The following is a 14,603-nucleotide window of genomic DNA, read 5'->3' on the forward strand; positions in this document are numbered from 1 at the left end:
ACATATACAGAGGGAGGGATCCCTAATAACAGAAGAGGCGGGATAATAAAATAATGGATACTCATGAATAACATATGAGAGCTAAATAAGAGGTGACTCAAGATGGATAAGGGACTTTCTATAATTAAATAAGTTAAACATAATCCCAAGAAAAAAATCAGAGGTTGTGGAGAAGAGAGTTTCAAATTGGTCGCCTGCTTGATCAGGATGCCATAAAGAATGGCAATACAGACTAGAATACTCAAGAAAATACCACTCCACTCATCACTGACAAGCACATACATAGAAAACATGTGATCACCCCCATGTTTTCTATAAATATGCCTTCTTGCCAGCTATTATGATTGTGCGATCTGTTGGAGCATCACCACTTATTCTTCATGCTTACAAACGGGATCTTGGAAAATGCGGGTTAGTTGGTTAAGATTAGCTATTTTTGTTAAAGCAATGAGTAATTTAATCCTTGCTTTTTGTCCATTTAATCCATTACTAAAGATAACTCCCATATCTTTCAATTGCTTTCCTCCGCCTTGGTAATCATAAACGTCTTGAGCAACACCCTTAAAGCAGCGAGAAACGATCACAATAGGAATATTCGCCTTCATTAATTTTTCGACTCCAGGTAGGCAGTAAGGTGGAAGATTTCCTTGTCCCAATGCTTCTATCACAACTCCATCATATTTTTGCTCATAGATTGCCTCAAGCATATCTGCTTCCATTCCCGCGTAAGCTTTTAACAATGCGACTCTTTTGGAAATCTGATGAATATCATAGTGTTCGCCATAGAGTGGTTTATAATGAAACAAGACTTCTCGCTTCGTGACTAAACCTATAGGGCCATATTGTGGACTCTGAAAGGTTGAGACATTACTGGCATGCGTCTTTGTCACATTTTTTGCAGCATGAATTTCATCGTTAAGAGCAACGAGAACTCCTTTATCTTTTGCCTCATTACAACAGGCAACACGAACTGCAGAAATAAAATTATATAAACCATCAGAGCCAATTTCATTACTCGACCGCATTGCTCCAGTGATGACAATTGGAATTTCGATGTCAAGTGTGAGATCTAGGAAATACGCAGTCTCTTCCAAGGTATCTGTTCCGTGGGTAATCACTACTCCATCAAATGAGTGTTGCCTGTATTCTTCCTCAATTAAGGTTTTCAAGACTAGCATCTCTGCTGGCCTAATGTGAGGTGAGGGAAGGTGGAGTGGTTGTTTTGTGGTGAGATGCGCCACATTTTTAAATTCCTCTGTGAAGTCTGTGAGCGGATGATCCAGCGATGGAGCAACCGCACCTGACTGGGTGTCTTCATGCATGGAAATCGTCCCGCCAGTATGTAATACAAGTATGTTTTTCAATTATTTTCACCTTTTCATCGTTGCTTAGGAATTTATAAAATCCTAGCTTTTCTTGTTAGTATGATTCATTACTAAAATCATTCCCAATTCACCTTTTCCATGTTAACATAAAAGAAACAGACAGAAATGAGAGCTGGTTATGTTTGGCATATTATCTGCCGGGATTGCTCCGGGGTTAGCTTTAATAAGTTATTTTTATTTGCGTGACCAATATAGTCAAGAACCTGTTGCAAATGTATTTAAAATGTTTTTGTTTGGCGCAATTTTAACATTTCCGATTATGTTTATGCAATACGTGATAGATGCTGAAAATATGATTGTAAATCTATATTTTAGATCATTCATTTCCGCAGCTTTTTTAGAAGAGTTTTTTAAATGGTTTATTCTATTCCTAACTGTTTACCCGCATGCTGACTTTGATGAGCCATATGACGGGATTGTGTACGGTGCTTCTCTCTCATTGGGTTTTGCCACTGTCGAAAATATTCTGTATTTATTAGGTAATGGAGTAGAGTTTGCAATGGGGAGAGCTTTATTGCCTGTATCTAGCCATGCTTTATTCGGTGTATTAATGGGCTATTATCTTGGTAAAGCGAAATTCAACATTGCCGGAAGTCCGGTTAAATGGATTTGCTTATCCTTTTTTATTCCATTTATTTTGCATGGATTTTATGATTCTATTCTAGTCGGGAAAAGCTGGATTTATTATATAATTCCTTTTATGTTATTTCTATGGTATTTTGGACTGAAGAAAGCCAAACAAGCGCATGTATTATCGAAACGTCATTTTCAAAATAAAAGCGAAGACAAAACAGCTGCATTCTAATTAAGAATGATGGCTGTTTTTTTATTGCCAGAAATTTATCAAATCCTAGCTTGTGGATAACTTTCTTAGGTCATTGCAGTGGATAGCGATTTCTTCCTACGATAAGTCAAAGCTCTAAAAAGTTTGTACGTTGCTAAACGAGCACTTGCACTTTTTGTACAAAAATAAGAAAGTATAAAGTTTTTCTTAGATTGCTTCAAGGCTGAGCAGTTGTTGAGGCTCGCAGGAACGAGTCCATCGGCGTTGCGACGTACAGGATGTACTAGTGCAGACGAAGCGACAGGACGTCGCATTTGAGTCTGCCGCCAGGACGGCGCGAACTTAGCCGATGTTCTGCAAAATAACCTGATACAAAAAGGCAAAGAACGCCTTTCTGTATCAGAACATTTGCTTGTCGCCGATAGGCGGGCGCCTTGCGTTTTTCTTATATAGATATTTTTCTTGACTTTTATGAATAAAAATGGGTTTTCCTAAGGACAATATGGATAGGAAAACAATTTTTGGAGGCTATAAAAGTGAGAGATAGCAAAGCGATCAAGCTACTGACTGTATTATTTGTAAGCATCATCGTCCTATCTATCCCAACAATACATGAAACACGCGCATTTACAAATCAAGTGATTCAAAAAGGGGCAGTTGGAGACGATGTCATCGAGTTACAAGCAAGATTACAGTATATTGGTTTTTATGAGGGAAAAATTGATGGTGTATTCGGCTGGGGAACATACTGGGCACTAAGAAATTTCCAAAGTGAATTTGGCTTACCGATTGATGGACTTGCTGGAGCAAATACAAAAGCAAAACTCGCGAACGCTTCAAAGTATGATCAACAGTATGTGAAGGACCAAATTCAAAAAGGCAATAAATTTACTCATTATGGTGGAACAGATCTATCTCAACAATCTTCGCCAAATAAGGGACAATCTGGTAATCAAGGTGGTGGAGATTCTCAACCAAAGCCATCTGCTACAAACACCCCTGCGGGCTTTTCGCAAAACGATATTCGACTTATGGCTAATGCTGTGCATGGGGAAGCTCGTGGAGAACCATATGAAGGCCAGGTTGCCGTTGCTGCTGTTATCTTAAACAGAGTGAATAGCGCATCGTTTCCAAATACAGTATCCGGCGTTATCTTCGAACCTCGGGCATTTACCGCGGTGGCAGATGGTCAAATATGGTTGGAGCCAAATGATACCGCAAAACGTGCAGTCTTGGATGCGATTAATGGCTGGGACCCTACAAGCAGTGCATTGTATTACTTTAATCCGGATACCGCAACAAGTGAGTGGATTTGGACTCGTCCACAAATCAAACGAATTGGAAAACATATCTTTTGCATGTAATAAGGGAGGTGTTCAATTTTGATTAGATCTATCTTAATTGCTGTTTTAGTAATAGGAATTGCTGGTACTGCTTATTGGGGGTATCAGGAGCACCAGGAAAAAAATGCCATTTTAATGAATTCGGAAAATAACTATCAACGTGCTTTTCATGATTTGTCCTATCAAATGGATGTATTACACGACAAAATTGGAACAACGCTTGCAATGAATTCTAAAAAATCTTTATCACCAGCGCTTGCGGATGTTTGGCGGATTACTTCTGAAGCAAGAACACAGGTAGGACAATTGCCATTGACATTGTTACCATTTAATAAGACAGAGGAATTTCTTGCGAATATCGGAAATTTTAGTTATCAAACAGCCGTACGTGATTTAGATAAGGAACCATTATCCAAGAAGGAATACACAACATTGCAAAAGCTGTATAGTCAAAGTGATGAAATTCGTTCAGAACTGCGGAATGTACAACACTCAGTGTTGGAAAACAACCTACGATGGATGGATGTTGAATTGGCTCTAGCTTCTGGAAAAGAAGCGGCTGATAATACAATCATAGATGGATTCAAAACAGTTGATAAAAAAGTTAAAGGATTTGATGAAGAAAATTTAGAAGATACGACGATGGTCACATTTCAAAAAAGAGAAGAGAATTTTAAGCATTTAAAGGGTAAATCAATTTCGAAAGAAGAAGCTGTTTCGCTTGCGAAAGACTATGCAGGATTAAAAGATATTTCAGATGTAAAGGTAGCTAAGAGCGGCAAAGGTTCAGAGTACCGTTTTTATAGTGTAAATCTAGATAGTGGTGGAGACCAAGTTAGTCTTGATATGACTGAAAAAGGTGGCTATCCGATTTGGTTAATTAATCATCGAGATATTGGAGACCAAAAAATAAGCTTAAATGAAGCAGCTTCAAAAGCAGAAGAGTATTTACAAGCACATCAATATAAAGATTTGCACTTGAATGAAAGTCTGCAATATGATACCCAAGGATTGTTTACATTCACGACTATTCAAGATGGCGTAACAATTTACCCCGAGTCAATTAAGGTCAAGGTTGCCCTTGATAATGGGCAGATTATTGGGTTTGCTGCTTCGGATTATTTAAAGGGACAACATGAACGAGAAATCCCCGAACCGAAGTTAACTGAGCAAGAAGCAGAAGAATATATCAATGGAAACGTAGAAATTAGAGATCATCAGTTAGCGATTGTCGCTAACGATCTAGGGAAAGATGTATTTTGTCATGAATTTGTAGGTACCATGAACAATGATACGTATCGTATTTTTATCAATGCGGAAACTGGAATGGAAGAAAAAGTCGACAAGCTCCAAAACGCCGAGCCATTATACGAAGACGTTCTATAAGTCGAAAACCCATCTTAGATGGGTTTTTGCTATGCGGGCGCTTTTCTTGATCTAAAAACTAGAAATTCACAAAATTCTTTGCGATAATACTAAATGATTAGTAAAAAAGTAACGGGTGGGATGTTGGATGATCAAGGCGGGCATGGAACTGACATTAGAATTAGATAGGGAAAATAAACAGGAAAGCTTTAAAGCAAAAATAGCTGATTACGCTGAAAATAAAATTTATATAACCTATCCGGTGGGGAATGAATCAAATCAAGTTATTTTTTTACTAAAAGAGGAAGAGTTATTTGCAAACTTTATTGACAAGGATTCAGGGGATGCTTATTTATTCAGGACAAAGGTGCTAGGACAAATAAAAAATAAGATACCATTATTGATTTTATTTTTCCCGAATGAGGATCGATTGATGAAGATCCAACGCCGAGAATTTGTTCGGGTAAAAACAGCTCTAGATGCCTCACTGAAAATCTCAGGAACATACTTTCCAACCGTAACGAAAGATATAAGTGCCGGAGGTTGTTCAATTATTAATCGTCATACCCAAATTAAAAAGGGTGAATTAGGCGAAGTTTTGCTTGTATTGCCATTTTCTTCAAAGGATTATCGTTACCTTACTCTTCCTTGTAGAGTTGTAAGAAATTTTGAGAAAAGCAAGATACACCTTATTTCCTTACAATTTTTAAATTTATCTAGTCAGGAGCAACAGCAGCTCATTCGCTTTACGTTTGAAAAACAATTAGAGTATCGAAAAAGAGGGCTGAGTGAAATAAATTAATGCAAACTTGGCGATAATAAATGAAAAAACGGAATGGTGAATATGAAGAGATTGGAACGAATTTTCCTAAAATTAGTTTTAGTCCACCTGTTTATTCTAATTGGTGTTCAAATGTTGTTTCAACATGTAACTTGGTTTGATTATGTAAACAAGTTAATTCAATATGAAGGAGTCTCTGGTATGGAAGAGCAAGAGAAACTGGATGTATTTCATCAAAAGATCGAATCACACGAATAAAAAATGAAAAGGGATTCACCTTTCTTCCAACTCCATGTTGAAGATGGAAGGTCACCTGCTGATTTATTTAAATTAAATTCTAAATATATTTTTAGAAGGAATTTAGCGTGTTATATGATAATATAGAAATAAATTAAAATCATATTTATATGAAGCAAGCAGGTGAAGGAATTTGAAGAAAATCAGTATTGCGATTGATGGACCAGCAGGTGCTGGGAAAAGTACTGTAGCTAAAATTGTGGCAGAGAAAATGACTTATATATATGTTGATACAGGCGCTATGTACAGGGCTCTAACATACATGGTTTTGGAAGAAAATGTTAATGTGCAAAATGATCAGGAATTGGCTGACCTATTATCTCATACGGTCATAGAGCTAACTCCATCTGAAAAAGGACAACTTGTCATTGTCAATGGAAAAGATGTGACAGACGTCATCCGTGAAGATAAAGTTACAAATACCGTATCGACCGTAGCTGCTCATCGGCTTGTAAGGGAAAAAATGGTTAAACAACAAAAGGCATTAGGACAAGCTGGCGGCGTTGTAATGGATGGACGTGATATCGGGACTGAAGTGTTGCCAAATGCGGAATTAAAAGTATTTTTGGTAGCGAGTGTTGAAGTAAGAGCAGAGAGAAGACATCTTGAAAATATTGACAAGGGCTATACCTCAGATTTAGAGAAGCTAAAAAAAGAAATTAGTTTACGAGATCAACAAGATTCAGAACGAGAAGTTTCTCCGTTAAGAAAAGCAGACGACGCAATTGAAATAGACACATCTTTTCTTTCGATTGTTGAAGTGGCTGACCGGATTTATCAGTTAGCCAATGAAAGGATGGGGGAATAGTGAGTTTTTACGATTTTGCAAGAGGTGTCGTCAAATGTATTATCAAGCCTCTTTATCGTGTTGAAGTAATTGGTCTCGAGCATTTTCCAAAAGAAGGTGGGGTTTTACTATGTTCTAATCATATTAGTAATCTTGATCCCCCGTCAGTCGGAATGTCAGCACCCAGACCAGTGCATTTTATGGCCAAAGCAGAGTTATTCCAAAAATCAGCCACAAAGAAATTAATGAATGCGATCAATGCTTTTCCAGTTAAACGGGGCATGAGTGATCGAGAAGCTTTAAGAAACGGATTAAAGTTATTAAAGGAAGATAGGGTCGTAGGGCTATTTCCAGAAGGAAAGAGAAGTTCAACTGGGGAACTTGGCAAGGGACTCGCTGGCGCAGGTTTTTTCGCCCTACGTTCGAATGCGCAGATACTTCCTTGTGCAGTGATTGGACCCTATAAGCCATTTAAAAAACAAAAGATTGTTTTTGGAAAGCCAATAGATTTTACCGAGATTCGTAAAAAGAAAACATCAGCCGATATTGCAACAGAGGTAATCATGGCAGAAATTCAAAAACTTTTAGATGAACATACTGGATAATTGAATATTGACACAATAGTTACAATTACTTGACAAACGTATTCATTTGTAAGAAGTTAATAAGAGGACGATTTAAAATTAACTTAAAGGCAAAGGAATTTTTATTAATTCTTATATTTTTAAAGCCGATAGGAGGAGTACATATGCCCGAGGATATGAATGATATTGAAGTGAGAAATTTCTCTGAGGGAGATCAAGTGAAAGGAACTGTCACTAAAATCGAGGAAAAACAAGTTCTTGTCAATATTGATGGAAGTAAACTTGACGGTATCATCCCGATTAGTGAATTATCCAGCCTCCATGTTGAAAAAGCATCGGATGTTGTTAACGAGGGAGACGTTCTTGACCTAATTGTGACAAAAGTGGAAGAAGAACTATTGGTTCTCTCGAAGCGCAAAGTAGATGCAGAAAAGGCTTGGGAGAAGTTGGAAGAACGCTATCAAAATGGCGAAATCTTTGATGCTGAAGTGAATGAAATTGTCAAAGGTGGTCTTGTGGTGGATCTAGGAGTAAGAGCCTTTGTGCCCGCTTCTATGGTAGAAGACCATTATGTTGAGGATTTTGCAGAATATCAAGGAAAAACGCTTTCTTTTAAAATTGTAGAATTGGATAAGGAGAAAAACAGACTTATTCTTTCACATCGTGCTGTAGTTGAAGAAGAGAAGAAGCAAGAAAGAATGAATGTATTAGATCAATTATCAGCAGACCAGGTGCTTGAAGGAACTGTACAGAGATTAACAGATTTTGGTGCATTTGTTGATATTGGTGGAGTAGATGGCTTAGTGCACATTTCTCAACTTTCTCACCAACACATTGACAAACCTTCTGAAGTGGTTCATGAAGGAGAAAAAGTCAAGGTTAAGGTTTTATCAGTAGATCGAGATAATGAACGCATCTCTTTGTCTATTAAAGAAACTTTACCTGGACCTTGGGAAAATATTGCTGAAAAAGCACCTGTAGGTTCCGTTCTTGAAGGAACTGTAAAACGACTCGTATCTTTTGGAGCTTTTGTTGAAGTACTTCCTGGAGTAGAAGGGTTAGTCCATATTTCTCAAATCTCTCATAAACATATTGGAACACCTCAAGAAGTATTAGAAGAGGGCCAAGCTGTTCATGTGAAAGTATTGGATGTTAATGAAGGCGATCAACGTCTTTCATTAAGTATAAAAGAACTAGAAGAACAGGAAGACAACAATCAAGATTATGAGCTTCCAGAAGAAACTTCCGGTTTTCAGTTAAGTGACATGATCGGTGATAAATTAAAAGACTTTAATAAATAAATGTTAGCCTCCCGAATAGACCGTCGGGAGGTTTTTTATTTAAAGATAAGAAAGTATAAAATTTTGGCTAGTGTTTTGATCTAGCTCCAGCGCCTAGCCCCTCGAGGTCAAATAACCTGAGCCAATAAAAGTCAAAACCGGACTTTTCTTGTCTCAGAACATTTGCTTGTCGGGGCTGAGCAAGGCGCTTGCGCTTTTCTTATGTTCAACCATTCGTAAGATCCCATTTAGAGACGATAAGATTTCAGAGAAGTCTAAGTAAAATCTCAAGAAATACTCTACCCATTCGTAAAGGAAAAGTGGACCACAGACTAATTTTGGATGTCTGCACGTCTTCATCTACAACCTGCCTGCCAAAGTGAAGGGATCTTAAGTATTTGTGTTTTTTGTTGTATTAATTGTTTTGTTGCATTTTGTTGTTGACTTTGTTGTGTATGCATCGTAATATCATATTTAGTAAGCGCTTACTAAAACCAAAAAAAGAGGGAGGGGAATCATGGAAAGATTTGCAAAATTTATTATTATTAATCTATTAGGAATAATGCTTATTCTAGTTCTGACTGCCTGTAAATCAGGACGAGGAGCGGTGAAGAGTGAGACCGATAATGTTGAAGCATCTGAAGATAACCCTGTAGAAGATATTACCTTAAACGTTGTTTATCCTGACGCTTGGGAAGAAAAACGGTTTAACGAGGAGATTAAGGAGCCAGTTGAGAGGGAATTTCCTCATATTAAACTAAAGTATCTAGATCAACCGATTGAGGATTTGCTGGCCAAGAAAATTATGCCTGACATCATTTTTTTGGGTAATCCTTCAGGACTGCCCAATTTTACAGAGCACGGATTAACGATGGATATGAGTGAGTTAATTGAGAAACATGATTTTGATTTAAATAGAATTGAACCAAGCCTTTTAGCTGAATCACGGATGTTCGCTGATGGCAATTTGTACACATTACCATATACTCGAGGAATCACAGTGTTGCACTATAATAAAGACATTTTTGATATGTTTGGCGTAGACTACCCAAAAGATGATATGACTTGGGATGAGATCATCGATTTGGCCGCTAAATTGACTGGAGAAAAGAATGGTGTGCACTACTATGGGTTACAAATTCCGTATGCAAGTATTATGTTAGACCAACGGGGTGTACCAAAAGTGGATCCAGAAACAGATGAGCCAACATATACAAGTGAGAAATATATGCCGTTATATCAGGAGTATCTAAGAAAGATGGAACGTGTATATTCAATCCCGGGCAATGTACCGGAAGGTGATGATGATAGGGATCCTAGCATCGGGCCATTCTTCGGGGACCGGAACGTGGCGATGAATCCAATTTGGTCGCAAGTTGAACTTTTTTCCGAAGACGAAGGTTTCAACTTTGATATTGTAACATATCCTAATTGGAAAGATCGTCCTGGCATTTCACGGCCTTCAAGATCGGGAAATATCGGTGTTGCGTCATCTTCGGCACATCCTGATGAAGCATTTAAAGTGATTGCGTATTTATTTACAGATGAGATTCAACGGACGACAGCCAGAAAAGGCCGTGCATCCTCATTGGCCGATCCGACAATAAATGATGACTACCTAGGTGACTTAATCGAAGAACGCCCATGGATGGAGGAGCTGAATATCGATGCAATGACGAAGCACTCCTATCCGACGGATTTGGATCGCTTTTCTCCGTATGAGGAGGATGCTTACGCAGGTTTAGAAGAGAGGTTGCTAGATGGGGTAGACATTAATACGATTTTGAGAGAAGCTCAAGAGGAAGCGGAAACAGCAGTAAAGGAAGCGAAGGAAAAGAAATAGTAAGAGCCTGGATCAGAACCAGAGTGGAAGTATTATTGTGAAGGTTGGAAGCACTTCTTAATCTAGCACACATAAAGAGTGAACAGGCAGCTATTGAAGTTTTGTCTCCGAGAATCTGGCGCAGAAAACTATGATTTTTGATGATATTTCTTAAGGCTCGCATTTTTTAAATAGCAACAAATTTTATGTCAACAGTCACTTACTTTCAAAGTGGCTGTTTTAAGTTATATTTACTCTTTTCTCTCATGGATTAAATAATTGATTAAATTCTGTTTTCCTTTCCTATAATGGAAAGGGAGGTGGTTAAATGGCGGGAAGCATATTTTTACTTTTTATTTGGGTAATATGGATTTTTGCTACCTTTTTAATGGACAAACAAGAAGTACACCGACGGACGTTAGCCATATTTGCACTTGTGATGATTATTTGTCTACCAATAAAGCTATCTTTAAATGGCTTCATGATTAGTGGGCAGAGCCTAGTTGTCTTAATCACTTGTTATCTGATCATAGTGAAGCTATCTTTTAAAAAGCAAGTTGTCTTACTTATAGCTGTTCTTTCTCTTATATTGGGGTACACGGGCGCTCGATTATTCGAATTATTTGATCCGATTTTAATGATAGTGGACAGAAAGATTTTACTGTCTTTTATATTGATTGTAATGAGTTATATTGTTTACCCATTTAATTTTTTAGAAAGAGCCTTATTTATTTGCCTCGGTGTTTTACAGGGAGATTTTTTATTGGCTATTATATTATCTAAGTGGGAAATCCCTTATGTAATCGGCTCTCTGGAAATACTCGATATTTTGTCGATTACTATTTTTACAATGATTATAAGCTATATTTTCTCGAAAATTCTCGTTCTAATGAGGGTAAATAAAAACAAAAAAGTTTTACATTAAATTGTCCATTACTATTTTTTGTCTATCTTTCACAAGTGGACGTCTTGCACTTACTCGCAGGATGCGAGCCCATCGGGGAAGACATGGACATGGCGTCCTTCGCTGATGTTCCACTAAATAACCTGAGACAATAAAAGTCAAAACTGGATTTTATTGTCTCAGGTTATTTGCCTGTCGGAGGGCAGCAGGATGTTGGGGCAGAAAGACGTTGCGAGTGCAGACGAAGCGACAGGACGTCTCAAACTTAGCCTTTCTTCTTGCATCAAGGCACTTACGCTTTTGTTCTTGTCTAAGATTTTATAAAATGGTATATTGTGGACTATACGTCTAGCTTGAGTATAATAAGGTGAGGAGAGTAGCAGGGTGCCAATTTGCTGAGCATACAAATATTGAAAGATGTTCTGAAATTTTCACCAAGCTTTCTGAGAATGAAAAAGTTTTTGAAATTGACTTGAAGTGAGTGATGATAATATGGCTAAGGCTACGGTTGCAATTGTAGGACGTCCTAATGTAGGGAAGTCTACAATTTTTAATAGAATTGTTGGGGAACGGATCTCCATTGTAGAAGATTCACCAGGTGTAACGCGAGATCGAATTTACGGGACGGGTGATTGGCTCACACATGAGTTTCACCTGATTGATACAGGTGGAATTGATCTGGGAGATGCTCCTTTTTTAGTCGAAATTCGCGAGCAAGCTGAATTAGCCATTGAAGAAGCAGATGTCATAATTTTCATTGTAAGTGCTCGAGAAGGTGTCACATCTACAGATGAGGAAGTTGGAAAGATTTTATTCCGCTCGAAAAAACCGGTTGTTCTAGCAGTTAATAAAGTGGATAATCCGGAGATGAGAACAGATATTTTTGAGTTTTATTCTCTAGGTTTTGGAGAACCTTTTCCTATCTCTGGCTCTCATGGACTCGGGTTAGGAGACATGCTAGATGAGATTGTCCGACATTTTCCAAGCGATTTGGAAGAAAATGAAGATGAGGATATTATCAAATTTAGTCTAATTGGCAGACCAAATGTGGGGAAATCCTCAATTGTGAATGCGTTTCTTGGTGAAGACCGTGTAATTGTTAGCGATATTGCTGGTACAACAAGGGATGCGACCGATTCTTCCTATGAATTTGAAGATCAAAAGTACACGATTATTGATACGGCTGGAATGCGAAAAAAAGGAAAAGTGTATGAGAAAACAGAAAAATATAGTGTATTGAGGGCTCTAAAGGCAATTGATCGTTCAGATATAGTTCTTGTCGTGTTGAATGGGCAAGAAGGAATTTTGGAGCAAGACAAAAAGATAGCTGGGTACGCCCACGAAGCCGGTAGAGGAATCGTCATTGTAGTCAATAAATGGGATGTTGTTGAAAAAGACGACAAAACGCTGAAAAACTTTGAAGAGAAAATTAGAGCCCATTTTCAGTTTCTTGATTATGCCCCGATTGTCTTCGTATCTGCTAAAACGAAGAAGAGACTTACGACGTTACCCCCTATTATTAAAATGGTGAGTGAGAATCACTCCTTACGTGTCCAATCAAGCGTTTTGAACGAGATTATTATGGATGCGATTGCCCGTAATCCGGCACCAACTGATAAAGGTCGTAGGTTAAAAATCTTATACGCTACACAGATTGGAGTCAAACCACCCACTTTTGTAATTTTTGTGAATGATCCCGAGCTCATGCACTTTTCTTATGAGCGATTTTTGGAAAATCGGATTCGGGAAGCATTTGGGTTTGAAGGAACTCCGATAAGGATGATTGCTAGAGCGAGAACGTAAGACTTAATAACTACAGAGTAGGTGAATGTTTTGGCTAATAAAAAAGAAAAGCTTGCGGTGATTGGGGCTGGAAGTTGGGGAACAGCTCTAGCTCTCGTATTAGCTGATAATGGGCATGAAGTAATACTGTGGACGAGAAATGATGAACAAAAGCAGGAAATAAATACAAAACAGGAGAACTCAAAATACCTCGCAGGAATTTCCTTGCCGGAAAATATTATTGCGTCCACTTCATTGGAGGAGACACTTGCAGGGGTAAAGACTGTGATTATAGCTGTACCAACAAAAGCAATCAGAGAGCAATTGAGAGCGATTCTGACCTTCCAGCAAACTCCATTAACGTTTGTTCATGTTAGCAAAGGAATAGAACCAGATACACTGTTACGTATTTCGGAAATGTTTGAAGAAGAAGTCAAAGAAAATATTCTTAAAGATATCGTCGTGTTATCAGGACCAAGCCATGCGGAAGAAGTTAGTTTAAGACATCCTACGACAGTGACGGTTTCGTCTAAAAATATGGAAGCAGCAGAATATGTTCGTGATCTATTTATGAATCAGAACTTCCGAATCTACACAAATCCAGATTTAATTGGAGTAGAAATTGGGGGGGCATTAAAGAATATTATTGCGCTTGCAGCAGGAGTGTCTGATGGATTAGGTTTTGGGGATAATGCTAAGGCTGCCCTAATTACAAGGGGACTGGCTGAAATCTCTCGTCTTGGTACAAAGATGGGGGCCAATCCACTAACATTCTCCGGCCTAACAGGTGTTGGTGATTTAATTGTGACATGTACAAGTGTTCATTCGCGGAATTGGCGAGCTGGGAATATGCTTGGACAAGGACAAAATTTAGAAGATGTACTCCAAAAAATGGGGATGGCAGTGGAGGGTGTAAGAACTACGAAAGCTGCTTATCAACTTGCTCAAAAATATCATTGTCAAATGCCTATCACTGAAACGTTGTATCATGTGTTATTTAATAATGTAGAGCCCAAACAAGCTGTCGAAAGACTAATGGCGCGCCTAAAGAAAAATGAAATGGAAGAACTTGTGGATATTTTAAGTGCACAAATGGAACAGCGGTGAGATGGGCAAGAGATGGTGCGTTATTGCGTTTTGTTGCATATACTAACTTTGAAGCGATCATGCTTGAACTACTGGCATGGGTACTGGGTTGTCACTATGGAGCAAGGAAATTTCCTTTGCTTCATATTTTTTTATGTTATTCAAGAACAAAAGCGCAAGGCGCCTGGAGCTAGCCGACACAAAACTCAATATTTCAACTTATCCACAAGCTACAATTTTATAATTTCCTAAACCAGAACAAAAGCGTACGTAGAACAGCTTCAGACCGTCCTATTGGCGGCTGTACGATGCTGCTGTTGTTCTGACAAGCATCTGCGAGCCTCTCGTGGCCTAGGTACTGGAGCTGGATGACGACGGCATAAGTAAGTTATCTACAAGCTAG

At 38.3% G+C, this 14,603-nt stretch carries 14 protein-coding genes; 12 read left to right on the plus strand and 2 right to left on the minus strand.

The window, feature by feature from the left end; all coding sequences use genetic code 11:
* Together IPU53_RS17225 and IPU53_RS17230 are read right to left on the minus strand one after the other, a co-directional pair.
* Positions 1-293, minus strand: a 293-nt coding sequence (locus IPU53_RS17225; protein ID WP_207452254.1) for a cytochrome c oxidase assembly protein, incomplete at its 3' end; no start/stop codon positions are given.
* Positions 294-371: 78 nt separating this feature from the next.
* Positions 372-1,364, minus strand: coding sequence for an asparaginase (locus IPU53_RS17230; RefSeq protein WP_207452255.1), 993 nt, complete (start codon positions 1,362-1,364; stop codon positions 372-374).
* Positions 1,365-1,503: 139 nt separating this feature from the next.
* Between IPU53_RS17230 and prsW the strand changes: the two genes are divergently transcribed.
* The 12 genes from prsW to IPU53_RS17290 all read left to right on the plus strand — a co-directional run bounded on the left by prsW (position 1,504) and on the right by IPU53_RS17290 (position 14,221).
* Complete coding sequence (gene prsW, locus IPU53_RS17235; protein ID WP_207452256.1) at positions 1,504-2,190, plus strand: glutamic-type intramembrane protease PrsW; 687 nt, start codon at positions 1,504-1,506, stop codon at positions 2,188-2,190.
* Between the two features lie 542 nt (positions 2,191-2,732).
* The gene (sleB, locus tag IPU53_RS17240) at positions 2,733-3,533 is read left to right on the plus strand and encodes a spore cortex-lytic enzyme (RefSeq protein WP_242698388.1); all 801 of its coding nucleotides are present in this window, start codon (positions 2,733-2,735) and stop codon (positions 3,531-3,533) included.
* 18 nt (positions 3,534-3,551) lie between these two features.
* Positions 3,552-4,898 carry a germination protein YpeB gene (ypeB, locus tag IPU53_RS17245; RefSeq protein WP_207452258.1) on the plus strand — a complete coding sequence of 449 codons (1,347 nt, stop codon included), beginning with the start codon at positions 3,552-3,554 and terminating at the stop codon, positions 4,896-4,898.
* A gap of 127 nt (positions 4,899-5,025) precedes the next feature.
* On the plus strand, positions 5,026-5,679 hold the full coding sequence (locus tag IPU53_RS17250) for a flagellar brake protein (RefSeq protein ID WP_207452259.1): 654 nt from the start codon (positions 5,026-5,028) through the stop codon (positions 5,677-5,679).
* Positions 5,680-5,721: 42 nt separating this feature from the next.
* Positions 5,722-5,916, plus strand: coding sequence for a DUF5359 family protein (locus tag IPU53_RS17255; RefSeq protein WP_207452260.1), 195 nt, complete (start codon positions 5,722-5,724; stop codon positions 5,914-5,916).
* A 172-nt stretch (positions 5,917-6,088) separates the two neighbouring features.
* A complete protein-coding gene (gene cmk / locus IPU53_RS17260) occupies positions 6,089-6,763 on the plus strand; it encodes a (d)CMP kinase (RefSeq protein ID WP_207452261.1) in 675 nt (224 codons plus the stop codon).
* Positions 6,763-7,347 carry a lysophospholipid acyltransferase family protein gene (locus tag IPU53_RS17265; protein WP_207452262.1) on the plus strand — a complete coding sequence of 195 codons (585 nt, stop codon included), beginning with the start codon at positions 6,763-6,765 and terminating at the stop codon, positions 7,345-7,347. Before cmk ends, IPU53_RS17265 begins: the two co-directional genes overlap by 1 nt.
* A gap of 143 nt (positions 7,348-7,490) precedes the next feature.
* Entirely contained in the window at positions 7,491-8,627 is a 1,137-nt protein-coding gene (rpsA, locus tag IPU53_RS17270; protein WP_207452263.1) for a 30S ribosomal protein S1, read from the plus strand.
* Between the two features lie 496 nt (positions 8,628-9,123).
* Entirely contained in the window at positions 9,124-10,449 is a 1,326-nt protein-coding gene (locus IPU53_RS17275) for an ABC transporter substrate-binding protein (protein ID WP_207452264.1), read from the plus strand.
* A 307-nt stretch (positions 10,450-10,756) separates the two neighbouring features.
* Positions 10,757-11,353, plus strand: coding sequence for a YphA family membrane protein (locus IPU53_RS17280; protein ID WP_207452265.1), 597 nt, complete (start codon positions 10,757-10,759; stop codon positions 11,351-11,353).
* A 471-nt stretch (positions 11,354-11,824) separates the two neighbouring features.
* A complete protein-coding gene (der, locus tag IPU53_RS17285) occupies positions 11,825-13,135 on the plus strand; it encodes a ribosome biogenesis GTPase Der (protein WP_207452266.1) in 1,311 nt (436 codons plus the stop codon).
* A gap of 30 nt (positions 13,136-13,165) precedes the next feature.
* Positions 13,166-14,221, plus strand: coding sequence for an NAD(P)H-dependent glycerol-3-phosphate dehydrogenase (locus tag IPU53_RS17290; RefSeq protein WP_207452267.1), 1,056 nt, complete (start codon positions 13,166-13,168; stop codon positions 14,219-14,221).
* Positions 14,222-14,603 lie beyond the last annotated feature (382 nt).

The organism is Bacillus sp. SD088, assembly GCF_017355205.1.
Taxonomy (GTDB): domain Bacteria; phylum Bacillota; class Bacilli; order Bacillales; family Bacillaceae_C; genus Lederbergia.

What these genes read in the sequence shown, in the direction of transcription:
- prsW (WP_207452256.1), top strand. Translation starts at nt 1,504, where the DNA reads ATGTTTGGCATATTATCTGCCGGGATTGCTCCGGGGTTAGCTTTAATA.
- IPU53_RS17250 (WP_207452259.1), top strand. Translation starts at nt 5,026, where the DNA reads ATGATCAAGGCGGGCATGGAACTGACATTAGAATTAGATAGGGAAAAT.
- IPU53_RS17255 (WP_207452260.1), top strand. Translation starts at nt 5,722, where the DNA reads ATGAAGAGATTGGAACGAATTTTCCTAAAATTAGTTTTAGTCCACCTG.
- rpsA (WP_207452263.1), top strand. Translation starts at nt 7,491, where the DNA reads ATGCCCGAGGATATGAATGATATTGAAGTGAGAAATTTCTCTGAGGGA.
- IPU53_RS17275 (WP_207452264.1), top strand. Translation starts at nt 9,124, where the DNA reads ATGGAAAGATTTGCAAAATTTATTATTATTAATCTATTAGGAATAATG.
- IPU53_RS17280 (WP_207452265.1), top strand. Translation starts at nt 10,757, where the DNA reads ATGGCGGGAAGCATATTTTTACTTTTTATTTGGGTAATATGGATTTTT.
- der (WP_207452266.1), top strand. Translation starts at nt 11,825, where the DNA reads ATGGCTAAGGCTACGGTTGCAATTGTAGGACGTCCTAATGTAGGGAAG.